The 23,253-nt window shown below is 28.8% G+C and carries 20 protein-coding genes and 1 pseudogene; 5 read left to right on the top strand and 16 right to left on the bottom strand.

From position 1 onward, the window contains the following. Positions 1-263 precede the first annotated feature (263 nt). Positions 264-551: a hypothetical protein gene (locus UF10_RS08545; RefSeq protein ID WP_207654588.1), complete on the bottom strand. Its 288-nt coding sequence runs from the start codon at positions 549-551 to the stop codon at positions 264-266. Positions 552-1,243: 692 nt separating this feature from the next. On the opposite strand from UF10_RS08545, the gene UF10_RS08535 reads away from it, so the two are divergent. From UF10_RS08535 to UF10_RS08520, 4 genes are all read left to right on the top strand, one after another. After that, positions 1,244-1,735 (top strand): MarR family transcriptional regulator, encoded by a 492-nt coding sequence (locus UF10_RS08535; RefSeq protein WP_106777378.1) that lies wholly within the window; start codon positions 1,244-1,246, stop codon positions 1,733-1,735. After that, a complete protein-coding gene (locus UF10_RS08530) occupies positions 1,704-2,291 on the top strand; it encodes a cyclase family protein (protein WP_106777377.1) in 588 nt (195 codons plus the stop codon). The genes UF10_RS08535 and UF10_RS08530 overlap by 32 nt, the downstream gene beginning before the upstream one ends. 310 nt (positions 2,292-2,601) lie before the next feature. Beyond that, positions 2,602-3,258: a PepSY domain-containing protein gene (locus UF10_RS08525; RefSeq protein WP_106777376.1), complete on the top strand. Its 657-nt coding sequence runs from the start codon at positions 2,602-2,604 to the stop codon at positions 3,256-3,258. Between the two features lie 167 nt (positions 3,259-3,425). Beyond that, positions 3,426-4,001 (top strand): manganese efflux pump MntP, encoded by a 576-nt coding sequence (locus tag UF10_RS08520; protein ID WP_106777375.1) that lies wholly within the window; start codon positions 3,426-3,428, stop codon positions 3,999-4,001. A 143-nt stretch (positions 4,002-4,144) separates the two neighbouring features. On the opposite strand, the gene UF10_RS08515 is transcribed toward UF10_RS08520, so the two are convergent. The 15 genes and pseudogenes from UF10_RS08515 to UF10_RS08450 form a co-directional block, all read right to left on the bottom strand. Further along, positions 4,145-4,471 (bottom strand): biotin/lipoyl-containing protein, encoded by a 327-nt coding sequence (locus tag UF10_RS08515; protein ID WP_106777374.1) that lies wholly within the window; start codon positions 4,469-4,471, stop codon positions 4,145-4,147. Between the two features lie 911 nt (positions 4,472-5,382). After that, on the bottom strand, positions 5,383-6,306 hold the full coding sequence (gene trxB / locus UF10_RS08510) for a thioredoxin-disulfide reductase (protein ID WP_106777373.1): 924 nt from the start codon (positions 6,304-6,306) through the stop codon (positions 5,383-5,385). 32 nt (positions 6,307-6,338) lie between these two features. Continuing rightward, a complete protein-coding gene (gene zwf, locus UF10_RS08505) occupies positions 6,339-7,838 on the bottom strand; it encodes a glucose-6-phosphate dehydrogenase (protein WP_330403951.1) in 1,500 nt (499 codons plus the stop codon). Then, positions 7,828-9,249, bottom strand: coding sequence for an NADP-dependent phosphogluconate dehydrogenase (gene gndA / locus UF10_RS08500; RefSeq protein WP_106777372.1), 1,422 nt, complete (start codon positions 9,247-9,249; stop codon positions 7,828-7,830). The genes zwf and gndA overlap by 11 nt, the downstream gene beginning before the upstream one ends. 242 nt (positions 9,250-9,491) lie before the next feature. Then, a complete protein-coding gene (locus UF10_RS08495) occupies positions 9,492-10,739 on the bottom strand; it encodes a Y-family DNA polymerase (RefSeq protein WP_106777371.1) in 1,248 nt (415 codons plus the stop codon). A 247-nt stretch (positions 10,740-10,986) separates the two neighbouring features. Beyond that, positions 10,987-11,451, bottom strand: coding sequence for a dCTP deaminase/dUTPase family protein (locus tag UF10_RS08490; protein WP_106777370.1), 465 nt, complete (start codon positions 11,449-11,451; stop codon positions 10,987-10,989). Between the two features lie 149 nt (positions 11,452-11,600). Next, a complete protein-coding gene (locus UF10_RS08485; protein WP_106777369.1) occupies positions 11,601-12,809 on the bottom strand; it encodes an FprA family A-type flavoprotein in 1,209 nt (402 codons plus the stop codon). Between the two features lie 447 nt (positions 12,810-13,256). Then, the gene (locus UF10_RS08480) at positions 13,257-14,255 is read right to left on the bottom strand and encodes an ATP-binding cassette domain-containing protein (protein WP_106777368.1); all 999 of its coding nucleotides are present in this window, start codon (positions 14,253-14,255) and stop codon (positions 13,257-13,259) included. Further along, on the bottom strand, positions 14,245-14,952 hold the full coding sequence (locus UF10_RS08475; RefSeq protein ID WP_106777367.1) for a GTP-binding protein: 708 nt from the start codon (positions 14,950-14,952) through the stop codon (positions 14,245-14,247). Before UF10_RS08475 ends, UF10_RS08480 begins: the two co-directional genes overlap by 11 nt. Positions 14,953-15,067: 115 nt before the next feature. Next, entirely contained in the window at positions 15,068-16,294 is a 1,227-nt protein-coding gene (locus UF10_RS08470; RefSeq protein WP_106777366.1) for an ABC transporter substrate-binding protein, read from the bottom strand. Positions 16,295-16,860: 566 nt separating this feature from the next. Next, positions 16,861-18,285 carry a cell wall-binding repeat-containing protein gene (locus UF10_RS08465; RefSeq protein WP_408633965.1) on the bottom strand — a complete coding sequence of 475 codons (1,425 nt, stop codon included), beginning with the start codon at positions 18,283-18,285 and terminating at the stop codon, positions 16,861-16,863. 33 nt (positions 18,286-18,318) lie between these two features. Next, a pseudogene (locus UF10_RS09555) lies at positions 18,319-18,525 on the bottom strand (cell wall-binding repeat-containing protein); the annotation flags it as partial. A 174-nt stretch (positions 18,526-18,699) separates the two neighbouring features. Then, on the bottom strand, positions 18,700-20,205 hold the full coding sequence (locus UF10_RS08460) for a hemoblobin-interacting domain-containing protein (protein WP_106777364.1): 1,506 nt from the start codon (positions 20,203-20,205) through the stop codon (positions 18,700-18,702). Continuing rightward, on the bottom strand, positions 20,189-21,142 hold the full coding sequence (locus UF10_RS08455) for a hypothetical protein (RefSeq protein WP_106777363.1): 954 nt from the start codon (positions 21,140-21,142) through the stop codon (positions 20,189-20,191). The genes UF10_RS08460 and UF10_RS08455 overlap by 17 nt, the downstream gene beginning before the upstream one ends. A 779-nt stretch (positions 21,143-21,921) precedes the next feature. Beyond that, a complete protein-coding gene (locus UF10_RS08450; protein ID WP_106777362.1) occupies positions 21,922-22,320 on the bottom strand; it encodes a thioesterase family protein in 399 nt (132 codons plus the stop codon). A gap of 238 nt (positions 22,321-22,558) precedes the next feature. Between UF10_RS08450 and dcd the strand changes: the two genes are divergently transcribed. After that, complete coding sequence (dcd, locus tag UF10_RS08445) at positions 22,559-23,089, top strand: dCTP deaminase (RefSeq protein WP_106777361.1); 531 nt, start codon at positions 22,559-22,561, stop codon at positions 23,087-23,089. Positions 23,090-23,253 lie beyond the last annotated feature (164 nt).

Genomic DNA, 23,253 nt, shown 5'->3' with positions numbered 1-23,253 from the left:
TTTACTGTTCCCACTAACTCTTACTATTTTTTCTGTATATAAAAAAGAGGACAAGTCATAAATTATGCTCAACCTCTTTTTTTAATAATTATTTTTATAATATAGTTTTACATAGACTTACTATTTTTCGATAAGAACATTTACAGCATTTTTTTAAGATTTAATTTACTAGACCTTTTCAAAGTCTTTAAGGCTCTTTCTAGATTAGTTTAAAGGAATTTAATCTTTATCATAAATATTCTTTTTCACTAAATGAAACTTTTCTACTTTACCTTTGTCAGCAAAAAGAATACTTGATAGAAAATCAAAGTTACAAGCCCTGAAAATCCATATATTCTAGCCTGTTCAATTATTGACTGACTTTCAAATAAAGATGACATATCTCTAGCACTATTCGTTATCCAGTTTGAAATAGCTATTGACAATGGCTTTGATAGTATAGACAATAAAATTGTGGATACTACTATAACTAAACTTATATAAATCCTTTTATTTTTAACCCTATACTTCAATATAATATTTTTGACAATAGATATAATCAAAACATCCACTGTCCATAATATGAGCGAATAGTTTAAAAATTACACCAATAAAGAAAACCTTATCATTACAACTTGTATTAAATATATAAATATTAGAGAGGGTATTATTCCAAAATAAATTGAAAAAATAAATATTCCTATTATATTCAAATAAATATAGTTTAGAACATTTAAAAATATTAATGAACAAGTTGTGTATATAGTAATTGCAGAAGCTAGTATAAGTATAAATATGGCTTTAGACATTTTAAAGTCATTGTAAATTCTCTTATTATACATTTAAATTCACCTCCCTACTCTTGCATACGTTTTCAACCTAATAATATCATATTGATACACCTTATACAAGGTATATACTTATTTATAGTTAATTTTTTATATTTATTTTCTATTTTTGGTGCTTATAGTATTTTTTATTTAGATTTTCCGTTTTTTTCAAAACTTTTTGCTACTTTGATATTTTATTGTAATCATCCCTAGATAATAACTTAAATAAAATTTGACCAAACTGCTACTTTTATATTTTCAATACAGCTCCTCTTGTCAACACAATATCTATTTTCAACACAATATCTCCTCAATATATCTTTTCTATTTTAAATTTATATTTTTATTTATTGTTAACTTAGGAAACAATATCTGTTATTCTAATTATAGTTTCCAAGGAAACATTTTTAACAAATATATAAAGGAGTATATAAATGAATATTCAAAGTGAAATATTAAGTCTTTTTAAGGGAATATATGAAAAACAAGAACAGCTAAGTAAATTAACTGATTACGAACTATTTAGTAAGTTTAGCAATTCTGAAGTCCATAGCTTATGCATTATTGGAGATAATGAAAATGTAAACGGCGCCATGATTTCATCTAAACTGGCTATGACTAGGAGTGCTATAAGTAAAATTATATCTAAATTAAAGAAAAAGGAACTCATTTATAGCTATCAAAACTCAGATAATAAAAAGGAAATATACTATAAACTAACTGAAAAAGGTTACTTAATATATCATAAACATGAAAAAGCACATAAAGAATGGGAGGAAAGAGAGTTGAAATTTCTTAATCAAATCTCGGACTCTAAAATGGAAGTTATCTCTGAATTTCTAAACAGATATAACTCCTATCTAGAAGATACAATAGTTGAAAGGAGCAATAACTATGATAATAGATTTAACAACGAAAATAAATAAAGAACTAATAGAACCTTGGCTAGTAAAGCAAGAAAATAAACATTTGTCAACTGGACATGTAGGTACTCACCTTGATACTTATTTGAAGTCAAATATAGCAGTGGAGTATTTTAAGAGAAATGGTGTTTTAATTGATGCCAGTGAATATGCCAAAGAAAGAGAAATTAATGTCTCTGATCTTTTAAATGTAGAGATTAAAGAGGGTGATTTTGTACTTTTTAGAACCGATCAAATCAAAAAAGAGTACGGCAGAAAAGAATATTTCAATAACCATCCTCAACTTTCTCATGAATTAATACAATTCTTATGTGATAAGAAGGTTAGTTTTATAGGAATTGATGCTTCAGGAATACGTAGGGGTGCTGAACATAGAGATGCAGACATACTTTGCGAAGAAAATAATGTCTATGTTATAGAAAATCTTACTAATTTAGATAAGTTAAGCGAAAATTTAAATAAATCAAGAGAAAACTTCTTGATATATAATATGTGGTTGGAAGATGATTTAGCCACAGGTCTTAAGTGCAGAGTAATAGCTGAATTAAGTTCTAAATAAATATATCTATATATATATTAAACTATATATAGATTGATAATAAATAGTAATAACTTTTCTATAATTTACTATTTGAATTATTTTCATATACTATTTATTTAAAAACTTACTTTACTCTGATTATATTAAGCTTATTTTTCTAATTTTATTACAATATGGTAAATCCACTTTAAGCCGTTCATTATTTTTGATTTCTGTTGTATAATATATTTATTGTTTTATATTAAAATTTGATACTGATTTTATAATAGATTAGTAATTTAATATATTTTTAATAAGTAAGAAATTTAAAAATCTGGGAGGTAAAATTATGTTTTTAAACAAAAAAGCAAATAAAAAGCTAAAAAAGGGAATTGTATTATCAGCATGCTTTCTTATCCTTTTCTCTACTACGGCTTGTGGAAATAATAAGTCAGAAATAAGTAAGACTAGTCAAGAAAAATCAGCTAATATTTTAGATGTTAGAACTGCTGATATAGTTGGACAACAGCAGGCCATACTAAGATTTACTACCGATAATAAGGCTGGAAGTATAATCTCTATTAAGTTAGAGCCTGTGAATAAGAAATATATCTATACATTGGATGCTGTTGATAAAAAGGGACTGGAATCTATAATGACAATCGATGCTAAGACTAGCAATGTTATTAAAAAGGAAGAAAAATCTACAATAGATAAAAACAATATGCCTGGATTTATAGACTTCACACCAGTTTTAGATGTTGATAAAGCTGCAAAAAATGCTAAAAACTTCACTTCTAATAAGGATATTGATCAAGTACTTGCCTACACACTATATAATGATGGAAATATAAATATCTATGAATTTACACTTACTGACGGGGCTAATGAAAATGCAAAGACTGAAAAAGTTCTTATAAATGCAGTAACAGGCAAAAAAATAGATTCAGCTAAGTCTAATAATAGCAACACTGAAAGCAGTAGTAATAAAAATGATAAGAAGTAATAAAAAATGAAATAAACTATATTAAATATATTCATGCTCTTTGTTATATGACATAGGAGCATGAATCTTTTTTTTCATTCTATTTTTCATTTTAATAGTAATTTATATTTTATTTTTTAAGTAGATACAAATTAATTTTTGTTTTTTTAATATTTTAGGAGGTTAGTATGAGTTTTTTTAATTTAATAAGTATAGGTATAGGGCTTAGTATGGATGCTTTTGCAGTTTCCATATGTAAAGGACTCTGTCAAAGAAAAATGAGTTGGAAAAGTGCTATTAAAATAGGCCTATATTTTGGATTCTTTCAGGGCTTTATGCCACTTTTAGGATATTTTCTGGGATCACAATTTGCGGGTTTAATAGCTTCTATAAGTAACTGGATTGCCTTTCTACTATTGGCTTTTATAGGAGGTCACATGATTAAGGAATCTAGAGAGATAAAGCAAGTTGAGGAAGTTGAATGTGATATAAATGGTGAAATAAAGCTTGGAGTAAAAAACATGCTAATCTTATCAATAGCTACTAGTATTGATGCACTTGCTGTTGGTATTTCATTTGCACTTTTAAATATCAACATCTACTCTGCTGTCATTTCTATTGCTGTAATTACATTTTTATTTTCTACGCTTGGTGTTTTTATAGGTTTTAAATTTGGCTCAAAATATAAAAGCAAATCAGAGGTCTTAGGTGGAGTAATACTTATTGTAATAGGACTAAAAATTCTTTTAGAATCTATTTTATAGGATAAATTTTAAGCAAAAAATAAAGCTAGCTTCTAAATCCCCTTATAGTTGGACTAGGAAGCTAACTTTATTTTTATATTCACCTGACTTTAGTATAATATTTAAACTATTAATCAACTTATATTTTTTATCCTCTTCATTTGTCATTGTTTGTCATTTTTCCTTATTTTTGATAGTATTTTGTAAACAAATTCTAGGGCTGGTGAATTAGAATCATCGCCTTCATCTTCTGGATCCACTTCAAATACTCCTATTATTTGAGAATCCTCAACTATAGAATTTTCATAAATAATTTTTTCTACTAATATCCCACCTTTTGATGCTTTTATACTATGCTTATCACTTAAATTGTCTATAACACATACCACATCACCAGATTTGAAACTTTCTCCTAGATCAACCTTCCATTCGTGTAACTTGCTAACACTGCAGCAATCGTTTACTTTTGGAACTTTAATCTTTTCTCTCATAATATCACCTCTAAATAAAAATAATTTACTATGTTTTTAGCCACTTCTTCTAGTTTAACATAAAGAATAAAACTTTTAATCTATTATCTAAAAATTGACACATTATTTATCAACAAGGATAATTCATTATATCTATAGTCAAATTTAATATTATTTTCTGTATTTTCTCGTATTTTTATTTTATATATATAGAAGTCAAATTCTTTTATTTTATTAAAAATAATCATATTTTAATAATTAATCTACTCTCTTTTCTTTAAAAAGCAATTTTATTATTATCTTTTTTAAAAGTTGATTTTTTTAGTTTTTAAAACTTTAATTAAATAATTATAAAAACTTTTTTAATAGCGAATATATTGATATTTTATGAACAATTAAATAACAACTTAATATTAAATATAACTATTCGCTATAGTCTTTATATAATTTTAAAAACCTTCTATGCTTTAAGTATTTATTTAGTTTTGTAGAGATTTTACTTTTTATTAGAAAAAGAAAACTTTTATTTTTCTAATAACCTAATATTTTCAATTTATTATATATTTATCTTAATTAAAATTAATATTATTTCTAATTTATGTTAACTATTATTATGTATTTTCCTAGTATTCTATATGTTTAGTTACTATCCCATATTTATTTAATAGTCATCATATATATCTTCAAAAATCCAGATATTTAAATATATTTTCTTTCCCTATAATTATATTAATACCCACTTATTTTATTATTTATCTTTTCTAAGATTTAATGACTAAATAATTCTACTATATAAACCACTTTTGTATAGACTACTTTTGTATAGACTACTTTTATATAAATCTCAAATAAATTTTTTCAACAAAAAAGTAGCTATTTAAAACTATAAAAAGTTAAAATAGCTACTAATAATCAATTATATTTTCTAAGTTTTAGTGAGATAGTAAGTATTTTTCAGCTGCATGTACTGCTATTGCACCATCTGCTGCTGCTGTTATTACCTGTCTCAATGACTTTTGTCTTATATCTCCAACAGCATATATACCTTCTACGCTAGTTTCACAATCTTCATTTGTAATAATATATCCGTTTGGAGCCATATCAACAAGACCCTTCACTAACCCTGATGTAGGTATTCCACCTATTGCAACAAATAAGCCATCTAAGTCTATTTTTCTTTCTGAGTTATCAGTTTTATCAACTGTTACAATCGCTTCTATTTTATCTTCTCCAACGATTTCTTTAATAGTACTATTCCATACTACTTCTACGCCAGATTCAAATAGTCTACTTTGTAAAGTTTTGTTTGCTCTAAGCTCATCTCTTCTATGAACAAGATATACTTTTGATGCTATTCTAGAAAGGTATATAGCATCTTCAACTGCAGTATCTCCACCACCGTTTACAGCTACTACCTTATTTCTATAGAATCCACCATCACAAATTGCACAGTAACCTACTCCCTTTCCAGTTAACTTCTCTTCATTTGGAAGACCAAGCTTTCTAGAAGTAGATCCCATAGATAGTATTACAGTTTTTGTAAGTATTTCTTCATCACCTGCAATCAACTTCTTTGTTCCATCTTCCAACACTTCAATAGAGTCAACTCCCTTATAATCTATTGTTGCGCCAAATCTTTTAGCATGCTCCAACATAGTGTTTGAAAGTTCTATACCATTTGTATCTGGTAGTGCTGGATAGTTTTCTATTTCATTTGTAGATACCATCTGTCCACCATGGAAATTTTTCTCTAAAATCAAAGTCTTTAATTCTGCTCTTCCACCATAGATAGCAGCTGTCATTCCACCTGGTCCTCCACCTATTATTACTATGTCATAAATTGTCTTTTCGCTCATAATTATCCTCCTCTAAGTAATGATTTATTATTTTAAAATGATTCTGCTGGTCCATTACTTGCAGCTTCATAAAAATATAATTTATTTGAATATTTTTTATAAGAATCCACTATTTTATTAATATATTTCCAACTCGTCTCTATCTGTTCCCATTGTGAAAATAAACTCTTGTCTGAATCCATGCAAGATTTCAACAATCTTTCATATGCTTCTGGTGTATTTGTTCTATTCTCCAGTATACAACTCTGGCAAAAATCCATCTCAACTTCATTTATAAGCTGACTCTCTGTACCTGGCTTTTTGATATTAAAGTTTACTTTTACACCTTCATCTGGCTGAATTTTTATAGAAAGATGATTTCCTGCTATACCTTCTCCCATAGACTTGAAGGTAACTATCACTTCACTTTCTCTTCTGTCCAGCTTCTTGCCTGTTCTTAAGTAAAAAGGTACTCCTTGCCATCTCTCATTTTCTATTTCAAGCTTTAAAGCTACATAAGTTTCTGTTACTGAATCAGGGGCAACCTTTTCTTCATCTCTATATCCATTATACTGCCCCATCAGTAAAATTTCATCTATTTTTTCTTCATTTATATCTTTTAATTGCTTAAATACATCATTTTGTGCCCTTTTTATAGATATACTACTATTATCCTTTGGTTTTTCCATCGCAACTATAGACATTATCTGGAATAAATGATTCTGTATCATATCTGCCAAGGCACCACTTTTATCGTAATATCCGCCTCTACTGTCTACTCCAACAGTTTCATAAGCATTGATTTCAACTTTTTCTATATATTCCTTCTTCCATACTGCCTTAAAAATTGCATTTGCAAACCTTAAAGTCATAATATTTATTATCATTTCTTTTCCAAGATAGTGATCTATATGATATATATTTTCAGTCTTAAAATAACTCTTTAAGTTCTCATATATTTTTTCTGCTGCTTGAAGATTTTCTCCAAAAGGTTTTTCTATTATCACCTTGGTATTTCCCATACAACAGCTATCATATATATCAACACTTTCACATTGGCATTTCTTATGCTTACAATTTGCTATCTTTAGACCTTCTGTTATAGGATCGAAAAGTTCTGGTGAAACAGCATAATAATATATCAGCCCATCTTCTATTTCTTCTTTTTTTATAAAATCTAACAAAGCTGTATACTCTTTGCCATCACTCATATCCATCTTATAATATCTTATTCTTGACTTGAATTTCTCAAATTCTTCATCGCTATACTTTAGTCTTGAAAACTCTCTCATCCACTCCTGAACTATATCAATATATTCATCTTCACTGTAGTCTCTTCTCCCGATACCTACTATCTTATAATCTGCTGGAAGACTCCCCAAGCAGTGAAGATTGTAAAGAGCTGGGAATAACTTTCTATATGCAAGATCCCCAGTCCCTCCAAAAATAACCATTCCATTATTAGTTATTTTTTGGCTAGTTTCTTCTGATATATTATCAATACTTTCTATATTTTTCTTTTCCATAGTTTTATTTTTTATATTATTCATCATAACTATCAATCCAATCGTAATGAAAACTTCCTTCTTTGTCAAGTCTCTCAAATGTGTGAGAACCAAAGTAATCTCTTTGAGCCTGAATTAAATTTGCTCCTGACCTAGGTGTTTTATATGTATCTATATATCCTAAAGCTGAAGTCATAGCACTTACAGCTACTCCTCTTTCTACAGCCATTGATATTAATTTTCTTAAGTCATTTAATCTTAAATTTATTTCTCTTGAGAAAAAGTCAGTAAAAATCAAATTATCAATATTAGATGAGGACTTAAAGGCATCTGATATATCATTTAAAAACTTAGCTCTTATTATACAACCACCTCTGAATATCTTGCTTATTTCAGCAAAGTCAAAATTCCAATCATATTCCTCTTCTGCCGCTGATAGTAGCTTGAATCCTTGTGCATAAGACACTATCTTAGATATATATAGACTGTTTTTCACTAGTTCTATAATTTCTTTTTTATTTATATCGTTCTTAGCTAAACTTTTTTCATTATTATCTAGTATTATTTTTTCAGCCTTTATTCTTTCATCCTTCAAGCCAGACATAAATCTCGCATTTAATGCAGCTGTAATAACCGATATATCTACACCCAAATCTATTGCCTCAAGATTTGTCCACTTACCAGTTCCCTTTTGAGATGCTTTATCCATAATTAGATCAAGAAGATATTTTTCACCTTCTTTTACCTTAAATATATTAGAAGTAATTTCTATCAAATAACTTTCTAACTCACTATTGTTCCAGTCATTAAAAATTTCAGCCAACTCTTCATTTGAAAAATCCCCAATAGTTTTTAGAATTGTGTAGGCTTCACTTATTAACTGCATATCAGCATACTCTATACCGTTGTGGACCATCTTTACATAGTGTCCTGATCCATCTGTTGATATATACTTGCAACAAGCTTCTCCATAGGCTTTTGCAGATATTTTCTCAAATATTTCCGATAGATATGAATAAGCTTTTTCATCTCCACCAGGCATAATAGCTGGTCCAAATCTTGCCCCTTCTTCTCCTCCAGATATACCTACACCTAGGAAATATATATTCTTTTCTCTTAGACTTCTCTCTCTTCTTATAGTATCTTTAAAGTAAGAATTTCCACCATCTATTATAATATCCTCTTCATCAATCAGAGGTAAAAGTTGTTCTATTAACATATCTACAGGACTACCTGATTTAACCATAAGAAATATTCTTCTTGGCTTTTCAAGAGAGTCTACAAATTCTTTCAAAGCATAAAATGCTGAAAAGTTTTTATGATTATGCTCTTTCATCACCTTATCAACAACTGAAGTTGTTCTATTAAAAATAGATACCTTGTATCCATTATCCGCCATATTTAGTGCCAAGTTCATCCCCATCACGGATAAACCAATTACTCCTATATTACTCTTCATCTATCTTCTCCTTTTTAAAATCTATATCAATTATATCAGATTTTACATTATTTAGGCTTTATTATACACTAGGCAATCTATATCTAGTCTCAAATATTATCCATACCCAGTTTAAGTTTTTATTATATTTTCTAATTGTAACTTTTAATTTCACATATCTATTTTTATATATACACCTATTATACTATTTTTAATCATCTTAAGTGTTTTTTATCCTTTTGAATAGCTTTTCCTTTATTTTTTTATAAATAAACATTCTTATCCTTTTTCTTTTTGGAAATTCCGCCCTCCATATGAGATATGTTCTTTCCTATAAAGCTGGCTCTTTTGATAGAGTCCTCCCCATACTTGTCTCTAATTTTATCAACAGCATCATATAGATTTTCTTCTTTTATATTTGCATTATCAAAAAAATTTAACTGCTCTACTTTTTTATTTTCCACATTACTAGTAGTTATGCCGATATGTCTAATCGGTGTTTTATTCCATATTTCAATAAACATATCACAAGCTTCTTTGTATATTATATTTACTGCATTTGTATCTACATTCAACTTTCTTTGCTTAGTATAATTTTCAAAGTTCATATCAACTATTTCTATACTCAAGACACCTGCCTTCATATTCTTTTTCCTAAGCCTAGCGCAAACTGTTTCACACAAGGAAAGTATTAGTTGATTCGCTTGTTCTATTTCAGATATATCATAGGCTGTTGTTGATGAATTTCCTATAGACTTATTTTTTATATTTTTCTTCAAAAACACATATCCCTCTTCTCCGTTAGCATGCCTATGTATAACCTCTCCGTGCTTTTTAAATCTCTTTATTATAAAGTTAATATCAGCTTTAGCAAGATCTCCAATGCTTACAAATCCCAGATTTCTCAACTTATTTGCTGTCTTATCTCCAACAAAAAATAGTTCTTCTATACCCAATGGCCACATTTTACTTTCTATCTCATCCTTAAAAAGTGTATGTGTTTTGTCGGGCTTACTAAACTCACCTGCCATCTTTGCCGTAAGCATATTATTTCCTATACCTATATTTACTGTAAATCCTAACTCTTTTTTTATTCTATTTCTTATATTATCCGCACACATCTTCGGACTTCCAAACAATCTATCCGTACCAGTCATATCAATAAAAGCTTCATCTATTGAATATTGATAGACATAGGGTGAGTATTCATTTAATAATTTTATTAGCTTATTAGAGTTTTCAATATATAAATCAAAGTTTGCAGGCACAACATAGAGTTGGGGACATTTCCTTTTTGCAATCTCTATTGGCTCACCAGTATTTACACCAAACTTTTTAGCTATCTGACTCTTAGCCAATACTATACCACTTCTCTTGCTTGGATCTCCAGATACTGCCGATGCAATCTCTCTTAGATCTTTGCCAGCTATATTTTCCTTAGACCTTTTAGCTGCTTCCCAACTTAAATACGCTGAATTCACATCTACATGAAAAAATATTTTTTCCTTCATTTTATGCCCTCTTTTCATAAACATACGTTCTCTTTATATTATATAATATAGCTAAGAATTATTCAATTCAACACAAAAATGACCTAGGGAAATCCCTAGGTCACTTTTGTTTGTTTTTAGACTTTCATTCGTTCTCGAATAACACTATACATTATACCATTTTATCCGAAAAATTTAAAGACCTTTTATCTATTTTATATTATCTATATATTATCTATATATAAACAGTCATTTAAATCACTTTAATTTATTTTCTTCCAGTAGATCCTACTCCACCTAATCTATCTTCTGATTTTGGACAATCGGCATCTGCCACTAGATATTTAGAGAATATTCCTTGTATTACTCTTTCTCCAGCCTTAATCACTACTTCTTCATCTGTTAGATTTCTCAACATAAATCCAATATTCCCATCGTTATCGGGATTAGAGTAATAATCTGAGTCTATAATTCCAGTTGTGTTTGCAAGCACTAATCCTCTTTTCATACCTATAGAACTTCTAACGTGAGTACTTAATACTTCATCTGGAAGCATATATGCTTTAATATCTGTAAAAATAACTTTTGAATTACCTCTCGCTGCTATTACTATATCTACAGGTGTATAAAAATCATATCCTGCTGATTTTGACGTTCCTCTTTTTGGCATTATTATATCGCATTCTGGATGCTTTCTATGTTCTTTTTCTACTATTTCAAAACCTCTTACCATAATTTGACCTCATTTCTATAATTTTGTCACTGATTATTATAACATAAATATGAGATAATTACATTTTTATGTTTACTTATAAAAAAACAGTGTCAATTTAAAGTTAAATCAACACTGTCTATTATCTTATTAATATTTATTTTAAAATCTTACTTATCGTCTTTTCTTACCATTTCAGCGATTTCTTTAGCTAGAGTTCTTAGGTTTTCTATATCCTCTTCCTTCATAGCTCCCTTAGTATCTACTACTGTTGGTGCAACTTCAAATGTTCCACCTTCAGAAGCGAATTCAGTCAATTCCTTAACTGCTCCACCGTTCCATCCATAAGAACCAAATATACCAAGAACATGGTTTTTAAGCTTGTTCATCTTTAATATATACATCAACTGATTCATCATTGGATATACTGAGTTATTGTAAGTACAACTTCCTAAAACAAGTCCATTATACTTCCATATATCACTTAATATATAAGATGCATTTGTCTTTGATACATCATATACTTTTACATTTTTTATTCCTTCTTCAGCAATGAATCTTGCAAGATAATCTGCCATTTTTTCTGTATTTCCATACATAGAACCATAGGCAATTATTACACCTTCTTCATTTACTTGATTTGCTAGTCTAATATATTCATCTACAATAAGGTCTGGATTAGTTCTCCATATAATACCATGAACTGGGCATATTATATTGATATCTAGAGCCTTTACTTTTTCTAAAGATCTAGCAGCCTGCTTTGAGTACTTTCCTACTATATTTGAGTAGTATCTTCTAATGTCATCACGGAAGAACTCAAAGTTCATTTCATCATCAAATATAGTACCATTTAATGATCCGTATCCACCAAATATATCTTGAGAGAATAATACCTTATCAGTAGACTCATAGCTTACCATAGATTCTGGCCAATGAACCATTGGTGTCATCACAAAGTTAAGCTTTCTTTCTCCTAAATCTAAAACATCACCATTCTTTACTTCTATATAATTGTCTAACTCTATATCAAAGTAATCATCCATCATAGCTCTAGCTTTTTTATTAGTTACTATTGTTACATTTGGATATAATTCCATTATTGTTTTTACGCAGCCTGAATGATCTGGCTCCATATGATGTATTACTAAATAATCTAGGTCTCTTCCACCTAAGATGTCCTTTAGTGTATCTACAAAACCATCCACCTTTGTTATTTTTACTGTATCCAATAGAGCTGTTTTTTCATCTGTTATTAAATAAGAATTGTATGCTATACCATCTGGTAGAGGCCACATATTTTCAAATAAATTTGTCTCTCTATCGTTAACTCCTAAGTAATATAAATTATCTAAAATTTTTACAGAAACTGTATTCATGATAAAATTTTCTCCCTTCGTTTGCTAATATAAAACTATTATAATAATTTGTTACTATTATCATCTAAATCTAATTATACAATAATTGTAATGGCTTGTCTACAATACTTACAAGGTATGTTTTATCCCTCAAAGATATAAGAAATCTATTCTTATAAGTATAATTTACTATAAATCTTTACAATACTTTACAACCTTATATATTTACCCTTTTATAGCCATTTCTAATCAATTTCATTTTATTTGTAACTTTATAATATATAGATTAAATATTATATATTTCTCTAAAATAAATCTATAAGCCTAATTTATTTAATAAACACCAAAAAGAGAAGCCTTTAACTTCTCTTTTTGGTGTTTATTAAATAAATTATTGTTTTTTTATAATACTTTTTTATTTTTATATTTCTTTTTTTAAAAAAATCAGTATCTAAATTGTTTCTATTTTTATAGTTTTTCTCCAGATCTTAATGCCCTTCTCATTTCTTGTATTATTTTATCCATCTTTTCCAACTCTTCTAACTTAGCTTTTTCATCTTCACTAGTGTCAAGTATATTAAAAATACCACCATTTTTAATTACTATTCTTCTATCTGCAATAAGGGCTAAAGTTGGATCATGTGTAGCCATAAGTACTATCTTATCTGATGAAACTAATAAATCTAGCGCCTTTTTTCTATCTATTCCAGCGTTTTCTATCTCATCTATCAATACTATAGGTGATGATGAAAGAATCGCTGTATCAGCTATCATAAGAGCTCTAGACTGTCCCCCACTTAGTGCTGTAATCTGAGTATCTATATTAAACTGCTCTCCAGCAAGTTTATTTGCTTCTTTAATTATCTTATCCACAGTGTCATCAATATTTTCAACCATTCTACTCTTTGCGTGCAATTCTAAAAAGTCCTTTACAGATAAGTCCATAACAAAATTCATATTCTGAGATAACTGGGCTACTAATTTATTATTAGATGAAAATCTCCATTTTTTATCTGGGCTTTCACCATTTATTAAAATAGTTCTCTTTGTCGGTGTATCATTTTGAGCTGCCCACTCAATATCTGCTAGAAGTCTTGATTTTCCAGATCCAGTAGGACCAACTATGGCTATCATTTCAGATTTTTTGATTTCCAATATATCAAAACCTTCTTTATTACCTGACTTATCTTGACCTGGAAGAATTGTAAGAGTCTCAACTCCTGAAGATTCCTGTATTCCAAGAAATTCCTTCATTTGCTTGATATATTCATCAAAGTCAATTACTAGCTTATTTAGATCAAGAGCCATATCTTCTACTTCTTCATCCGTAAAATGCTTTAGAAATTCTAGAAAAGTTTTATCTCTATAAGCTTTTGTATCTAAATTATTTTCTTCAAAGAAAGACTCTGCAAAAGGATATTTTTTTATTATTTCCTCAATACTCAATATATCTAGATTATTTTCCATCTTTTTTATCCTCCAAATCCATTTTTCTAACATTTCCCATCTGATACTGTTCTCCAATTCTAGTTTCCCCTAGACAATATGAACAAAGAGCAGATGGCATAGGGAATCTTAACTTCATTCCCTTTACTGTATTTATCTCTTTCTTTTCATCCAATAATAAAGTGCTCAGTTCATAGGCTCCCTGCCCTGTTAATCCATTTATATGCATAGTTATAGCTGTTGGGTTTACTGAATTTACCTTTGATTCAAATACTTCCCTTTCTGCCTGAGATACTATGTCTCCCTTTGTTATTACCACTATATCTGCTGACCTTAGCATAGGACCAATCTTCTTTGGAGTATTGATACCTGATAGATTGTCTATTACACATATTCCCTTAATTTCTTTGATATATGGCGAACATCTATTGCAAAGACCTGCTGATTCTGTAATTAAAAGGTCAAGATTTTTTTCTACTCCCCACTGTACTACCTCTTCTATATTTGATACAAAGAAGTGATCAGGGCAAAGTGATCCTGATAATCCCTTTCTTACAGGAATTCCCGCCTTTTCATACAAAACGTCATCATCTGTATAAAGACAATCAAACTTTACAACACCTACATTTATATTTTGACTTTTTAAAGCATCTATTGTTTTCATTATTACACTAGTCTTCCCTGAAGATGGAGGACCTGAAAATACTACTAAATTCATATTAATTCTCCTTTTAAAATACCTTTTTACTCTCAATTTATCCCAACAAAGCTTTCTATATCATTTCTATCAAAGCTTCTCTATAATATCTATTAAACTTACTATATATTTTTATTTATTTTACTATCTCTTCATTAAATTTAGCTTCCAACTCTTTTAAAAGTGCTCCTATATCTCTTTTTTCAATAAAGTCCCATCCAACCCATTTGAATTTTTGATCTTCTTTCAATCCATTATCTACTTCTTTATTTGTAGAAGGGAACTTGCCATTTGCGGAGAATATCTCACCAATTTCCTTTGACATAAAGAAATCTATTATAGGCTGTATTTTCTCTTTTTTCTCCTTCTTAGCAATCATAAATATAGGACTGATTACTGCTCCATCTTCTGGCCAAACTGCGACTTGATTTTCACCACTCAACATCTGAGTAAAGAAATAAGGTATAATGCTTACAGCTGGATTTGTTGATTTTGTCTTTCCCTTTGCCTTGACCATCTGAGCTGGGTGAAGATTTTTCATATATGATCTTGCCAGCCTTGATATTCCATCCATACCATAATCTTTGTATAAAGTAACAACTAGGGCATTAAATAAATCTAAATCTCCCATAGGAACTGCCACCGAATCTTCAAATTCTTCACTAAGTATGTCTTCCCACTTAGTCGGTATCTTTCTTCCATTTAGCTCATCTTTATTTACCAAGAATACTGCAGGCACTACACCAGTTATTAGGTATTTTTTCTGAGGATCTCTAAGATCAATATAGTCATTGCAAAAATCAGAGTTAATCTCATCTGTAAAAGCCTCAAAGACATCTTGATCTGAAAATTGTCCCATTAACTCTTTGTCAAAAAACAAATCAAAACCTGCTGACATCAATACATCTGCTATCTGATTTACATCTCCAGTTTTTACTTGATCCTTGATCCAATCTAGTCCCATATTTGCCGACTTTAGCTCATAATCTATACTATAATCTAGTTTATTTTTATTTTCCTCAAGCCAAGACTCAAAGCCTTCTAATAGGGGTATTCTTATTGGACAAGGAAGAACTCCTTCAATATTTATATCTGCATTTTCTTTTTTAACTTTTCCAACTAAGGCTTTATCTACACTATCTGTTTCGCCCTCTAAAAATGATACTAATCTCTCTTCAAACAAATCAACATTCATCTTCTTTAGCTTCAATGCCATAGACAAACTAACATTCTTTGACATTTTCTCAAACATTCCTCTATCTTCAAACTGTTCAAAGCCATTTGATATCAAAAAATCTATGGCTTTTGGATTTTTCTCTACTATATTATATACCTTGTCATTTACTGAAAAATACTTATTCATCTCTCTATTACCTCCCAAGTAATCCTAATTATTATTTTTATAATCTATTGAGTTATTAATTTTTTGTAATTTTTAACTTATCAAGTATCCTTGATTGTTAATTCGGGATAAATATATATATATTTAAATTCTAGCCTGCTAAAAGGCAACTTAAATATTTCTTATTTATCCTATACCCTATTTATACAGGATTTTGCCAAATCTTTCAGTTGCAATTGCAACAAATTGGATTTTTTATATATTTTATATTTTTTATAGATGTTTATTTTATATATTTCAGATTATTTTATAGATATTTCTACTTTATATATTGCATATTCTTTTTAGCTGCATATTCTTTTGTATTAGTTAGCAATATTTTTTAAACTGCATATTTTTTCGTATTATTTTCAACACCTTTTAACCTTATCTTATATTTTTTTATTCAAATGATTGTAAAAAAATTTTATTATTTATATCTTTCTGCTATTAGATCACATAAAAAAGAAGTCGGACTTATAAAATCCAACTTCTTTATACAAAATTCTATATTTTTCTTATTATTTATTGCTACAACTTTTATTTCTCTACTTAACTACTTTAAATGTTGCTCCAAAACCTCCTATTGAATACTTTATATTCACATCTGGCCATTTTTGCTTGTTTGCTTTATCAATTATTGAAATAGTGATAATATCTCCATCTTCAAATCCACTAAAAGAAAAAGTGCCATCATCTACATTTCTAATATAGAAGGACTTTTCTTTTGAATATGGACTATCTGCCTTACTAATTTCTATATTTTTTCCATTTAGCTTAAAGTTTGCTTTTTGCTCGTTTAAAAGCTTAAACCAATCCATAGTACTCTTATTAGAAGTGTTTATAGTCAAATTAGTAGATAAAAATGGTGGGTCTTTTATTTCAACCTGAGGATTTAATGAAATGTCATCATCTTCTTCTTTATCATCCTTATCTGTAGGCTTACCTGAATCATCTTTTCCAGCGCTATCCTTATCTTTATCATCTTCTGAAGTTTTATCCTTGTCTTCCTTTTCTATAGGCTTTTCAGGATCTTTTGAATCTTTTTCAAACACGGCCTCTATATATATGCTTTTTTCTTCTCCTTCTTCTTCTGTAGATAGTAACTCCTTACTTGCTTTTAACTCTTTAATTTCTTCAAGAGTTTTTATTTCATTTTTACCTCTAATTTTCCAACCCTTTAAAGTATATCCTTTTGGGCTAGTATTTTCTAAAAAGCTAGTTGAAGACTGAATTTCCTTTACTAGCCCATCTAGCTTTTCACCTTCTTTAAGTGCTATGGATAGCTCTTCTTCCACTAATCCATCTTTATCAAAATCAATGACCAATCTTGCATAAAGCCTACTATCCTCTTTTATTTCTTTATCTCCAGAGCTTAAAGATGAGGATCCTGAAGAAGATCCTGAGGAAGCTGATCCCGAAGAACTAGAAACTGAAGAATCCTTTTTATTAATGTTTTTTATTTCTTCAAGTAAACTTTGGCTTATAGAAGCTCTGCCCCCTACCACTACAACTTTTTTTACTTTTTTAATTATTTCTTTGCTTCCTTTTGTAAGAGTTTTCCCATCACTAAGTAGTATTGGTGCATTTAGTTGATGTGATAAAGGTGTGGCAGATAACGCATCTGCAAAGTTTTTTCCAGATACAAGTATTACTGTATCAAAATTTTTATATTCAGCTGCTATTTTTTCTGCTGTTTCATACCTATTAGCCCCTGCTATTCTCTTTCCAAAAGTTTTTGATATAGATTTTTCTCCTCCAAATGTATAGATAGGATTAAATCCATCCTTAATCTCATTTTTATTGTTTAATAATAAAAGTGGTATATTCTTTTGTGATAAAAAAGCTCCCGAAGAAAGAGCATCTGCAAATACACTTCCCCCTGCTAAGCCAACATCTTTTGATTTCATACTCTCAACTAATAGCTCTGAAGTTTCATATCTATCTCTACCTGAAATCTTTTTTGTTTTTATAGTTCTTTCTATAATATCTGAAATATCATCAGAAATACTATTCTTTCCACCTACAATTGTTGCCGTTTCTATATCTAATACTTTTATATCATTTTTTACTCTATCTTTTCTTGATGCAAGTATTATAGATGCCTTTTCATTAGATGCCACTGGTCCAACTGAAAGTGCATCCCAAGGATTGTCCCCACTTACAAAATATGCTTTCTTTCTATTTAATTTCTTAGCAATTTCAATTGAAGTTTCAAATCTATCATCTCAAGATATTCTTTCAACATCTATACTAGCATCATCCGCACTGACACTATACTGTCCAATTCCCCCACTAACTATTGCCCCTGCCATTACTATACTCGCTGCTTTTTTAAAGTTACTCACAAAAAATCCCCCCTCAATAATTGTTAATCCTTATATCTATTATTTTACAAAATACTTATAAACTTCAAATCCTCTTGAATATATACTTACAGTGTCTCCCTTTTGTGGCTGTTTAAAAAATCTTAATACGCTATCGTCTCCGTATCCAGCTACAATAACACCTGTAGTTCCAAAACCTATCCTCTTTCCATTTATTTCTACTTTTTCTATATTCTTTATAAATCTCGGATATTCATTAAATCTTCCATCACTAACTAGTATTTCTTTCTCTAAGTCAATTGTCATTCCAGGGAATAAAGATTTCATTTTTGCTTCATCGAAATCTGCCTGTTCTGGCCTAAAATAATCATCTTTATTGTCAATATCCTCATCTACTTTTGCAGAGTCAACTGATGATTTTCCATCATTTGCTTTTACTAGTGTATCTTTTTGGTATTTATCAAAGCCATTTGCATTTATTTCTACTCTTATATTTCCAACTCTATCGAATACATCTCCCTTGATGATTAGATTGCTATTTGAATAATCTAATACAAAATCCTTTCCCTTTTCTAGAGATTTACCATCTACTTTTATATAATTTAAATTGCTAGTCCACTTTTGCATAGGAATAACGATATTCTTTCTCATCTCAACTATATCAAGTGCTTCATATACATTATCTGGCAAAACACTGCTATTTTTTTTATCGTCAGTAAATATGTTATCCATTGTATAGATAGGCTTTCCTATTCCATTTCCAAGAGCATATTTCATTTGATAATATCCATTTTTCGTAGTAACTACTTCTGGATTATCAAAGTAGTCTCCAAAAGTTTTATAAGTTGAGTTATTCACTCTATTGTTTTGAACAAAAGTTAGATATCTATCCCAAACCACCTTTCTATAAGGATTTGATTTCAATAAAGCCATCTCCTTTGAAGTTCCTTCCCAAGCGTCAAGTAAACTGCTAGCTTCATCATTTTGATATCCAAGCTTTTCTAATATACTTGCATTTGCCACCATATCAAAATCAAATATTAGCTTGCATCCCATATTTACACTTCCAGATGAAGAAGAATCTCCTCCTACTGATGGCTTTGATATTCCTCCGCCAGTTGCCTTAGATATAACATTTACCTTAGCTGCAGATTTTGGACCTCTATTTGAAGATTTTTTACTGATAGCCAATTTAAATGTGTCTTTTTTTATATTTTCTTTGTCTAATACTAATTTATTCTTATTTAGCATTAATTCTTTTTCTTTTTTAGAGTCTACTTTTTCTGACTCTAGTTCTTTGTATATTTCAGTATTGTTAGCAGACTTTATATTCTTTCTTCCTTCATTTAATGTGAATTTAAAATTACTATCATGATATCCCTCATACTTTATAGTTAAGTTATTTACACCTCTTTTTAGATACTTCACACCGTCATTTTTAATTCTAAAAGATTCTCCTACTACATGCCAAGGATTTCCACTTTCATTTTCTAATACATTCGGATCCTTTGACTTGGCATATTCATAATCTTCTCCATCATTTATCACTCTATTTCTCTTTTTCATTATTTAAATTATATTTAATTACTATATCTTCTCCATATTCATACTCATTGTCCTTTTTTTCTTCACTTGGATTTATAGGATCCAAAGTAGAAGTATCCATATCTTTAACGTAATTTATTTTACTTATAAGGCTTTTATTTAATCCCTTTAAATCCATTTCAATTTTATGCTCTCCCATTTTTTGGATAGCCTTATTCTTATCAAATTTAATTATAAGAACTCCCTTGCCTGAATTAGCTTGCCCTTCTTTTTTTATTATTTTCTTTGAATAATCTAGTTTTATAGCTGATTTTTTATTATCAAGTCTTTTAACACTTATTATGTTTTTATAATTATTTCTTTCTTTCTGATTTGATAAATCATATTCAAATACTATATCTTCTCCATACTTTATCGACTTCACACTATCTTTTGAACTGTCTGGTGTAGGAGATGTTTCCACGTCTACATCATTCTTTTTAGAAAGATCAGCATCAAAAGTGCTGCTAGATGGATACATTATTTCTACACCATTAGCATCTTTTTTTGCATTATGAAAATCCCAAACTGCCATACTTGCGTGACCAATTACGACATCTGGGCTAACTCTTTTATTACTAGATGTTTGATATGGAAATTTTTTATAAATATTTCCGATATCCCTTGTAATGCTACTTCCATCTTCAAATTCAACCTTTAAAGAACTATGCTTTCCATCAAACTCCCTTTTGATAATTTTCCCCGAGTTATCAACCGATGTAAAAGCACTCAGCTTTCCATCAAGAAATATTTTTTTTGCCTTGGATTTGATACTAGCAAGGTCCAACACTAAGTATGAAGAAGTATCTGCAACTGTTATAATCTTTGCATCCAAATCACTATTTTCTCTAGCAAAAGAACTTGGAATCATCGTTGCTACAATCGCTAAAGCCATAATAAAACTTAATACCTTTTTCATTTTTATTCCCCCTATTATTTAATTTTGATTAATTATTATTACTTCTCCTCTTTTTATTAATAATAATTATCATTTATATTTTATCATTTTTGATAACCATTATCAATAACTATTTGCTAATTATTCTCTATTTTTTTATAATTTAATAAATGGATATATAAATAGGAATCTTTAATATTGTTTTTATACTTTTAGAGATTTTATTTTCAAATTTATATTCCTACATTCTGTTTTATGGTCTTATTTTTTATTACACTCTTTATTTCTATTTATACTATTGCCTTTTTTTATTCTATATCTTTTTTTATTCTATGTCTTTTTATGTTCTACTGCTTTATTTATACTATTTACTTTGTCATTCTATGTCTTTTTTTATTCTATTTACTTTTTTATTCTATGTCTTTTTATATTCTATTGCTTTATTTATACTATTTACTTTTTTATTCTATTTCCTTTTTATATTTAAATAGTAAATATTTGCAATAAAAAATCGCGAAATTAATCGCGATTTCTCTTATAATAGAACTATTTTCATTTTTTATATTCTTTAATATGTTGATATATTCTTTTATAAATTTTTTATACATATTTGTATATACTTTAAATATACTTTAAATATGCTTTAAATATGCTTTAAATATATTTTTATACATATTTGTACACACACTTTTATATATAGGCATTTATATTTGATACGTCTTTATACGCATTTATATATTCTTTTAATCTATATATTATATAAACGCATTTTCTTATATATTTGATATATTATATCTCTCTTATTTTTTTGATCTTTCTATTTTTTTATTAACATTTTCAAGAAACTTATCATTATCAACTATAAATCTGTCGTGCTTGCCCTCGCCTATTTCCTCTATTTCATCGAAGCACTTCACTTCAAAAGATAATCTAGATCTATCTACTTCAACAAGTTCACACTCACATCTTACTTCCATTCCCAAAGGAGTTGCCGCCTTATGATTAGTAGATATAGATATGCCTACTGTTCCTTTTCCTGAGTCCAAGTGACTATCCACACAGTTCTTACAAGTTTTTTCCATCAATGCTATCATAGATGGTGTTGCAAATACTTCCAAACCACCACTTCCAACATGAGCTGCTGTAGCTTCTTTATTTACTATCATTTTTTCCGTATGTTTCATTCCAACTTCTAACATAATACCCTCCTATTATTTTTATTTTATAATTTAATTTTATCATCAAAAATATAGTCTTGCAAAACATTTTACTTATATCTGAGAATTCTTTACTTATAATTATTCCATTATTATTTATTGAGCCAGCTATATGTGATATAATTATACAAGGATCTAGCTATTTCAATGGCTAAAGATTCTTTAGAGAAAGTATTGGGATTAAAGAAAATATAAAATAACATATAATAGAGGTGGAAAAATGATTTTATCTGGTAAAGAAATATTAAAAAACGTTGAAGCTGGCAATATAATTATCGAACCTTTTAATAAAAATAAGGTCAATCCAAACAGCTACAACCTATCTCTTAGCAATGAGCTAATGGTCTATGAAAACAATGAGTTGGATATGAAAATTCCTAACCCTGCAAAAAAAATTACTATCCCAGAAGAAGGGCTTTTACTTGAACCTAATAAATTATATCTTGGCAGAACTAACGAATTTACAAAAACAGAAAAATTTGTTCCTATGCTAGAAGGTAGATCTTCTACTGGAAGACTTGGACTATTTATACACGTAACAGCTGGATTTGGTGATATAGGATTTGCTGGATACTGGACTCTTGAAATATTCTGCGTTCAACCTATAAGAATATATCCAAATACTGAAATTTGCCAGATATATTATCATGATATACATGGTGAATATGACTTATACTCTAGTGGAAAGTACCAAAACAATAAAGGTATTCAGCCTTCACTAATGTATAAGGATTTTGAAAAAATAAAATAATACTTATTCAATAAAAAAAGACAGCTCTTAGCTGTCTTTTTTTATTTATAATTATAAGATAAATATTTTAAAGTTATATATTATAAAATTATAAAAATATACATTAATATCTGAAAATATCTGAAACTTTATCTTACCTAAATAGTGTTTTCTATAGATTCTGC

The organism is Peptostreptococcus russellii (assembly GCF_003012055.1).
GTDB classification, from domain to species: domain Bacteria; phylum Bacillota; class Clostridia; order Peptostreptococcales; family Peptostreptococcaceae; genus Peptostreptococcus; species Peptostreptococcus russellii.
This window is presented reverse-complemented; position numbering and strand designations above follow the sequence as displayed.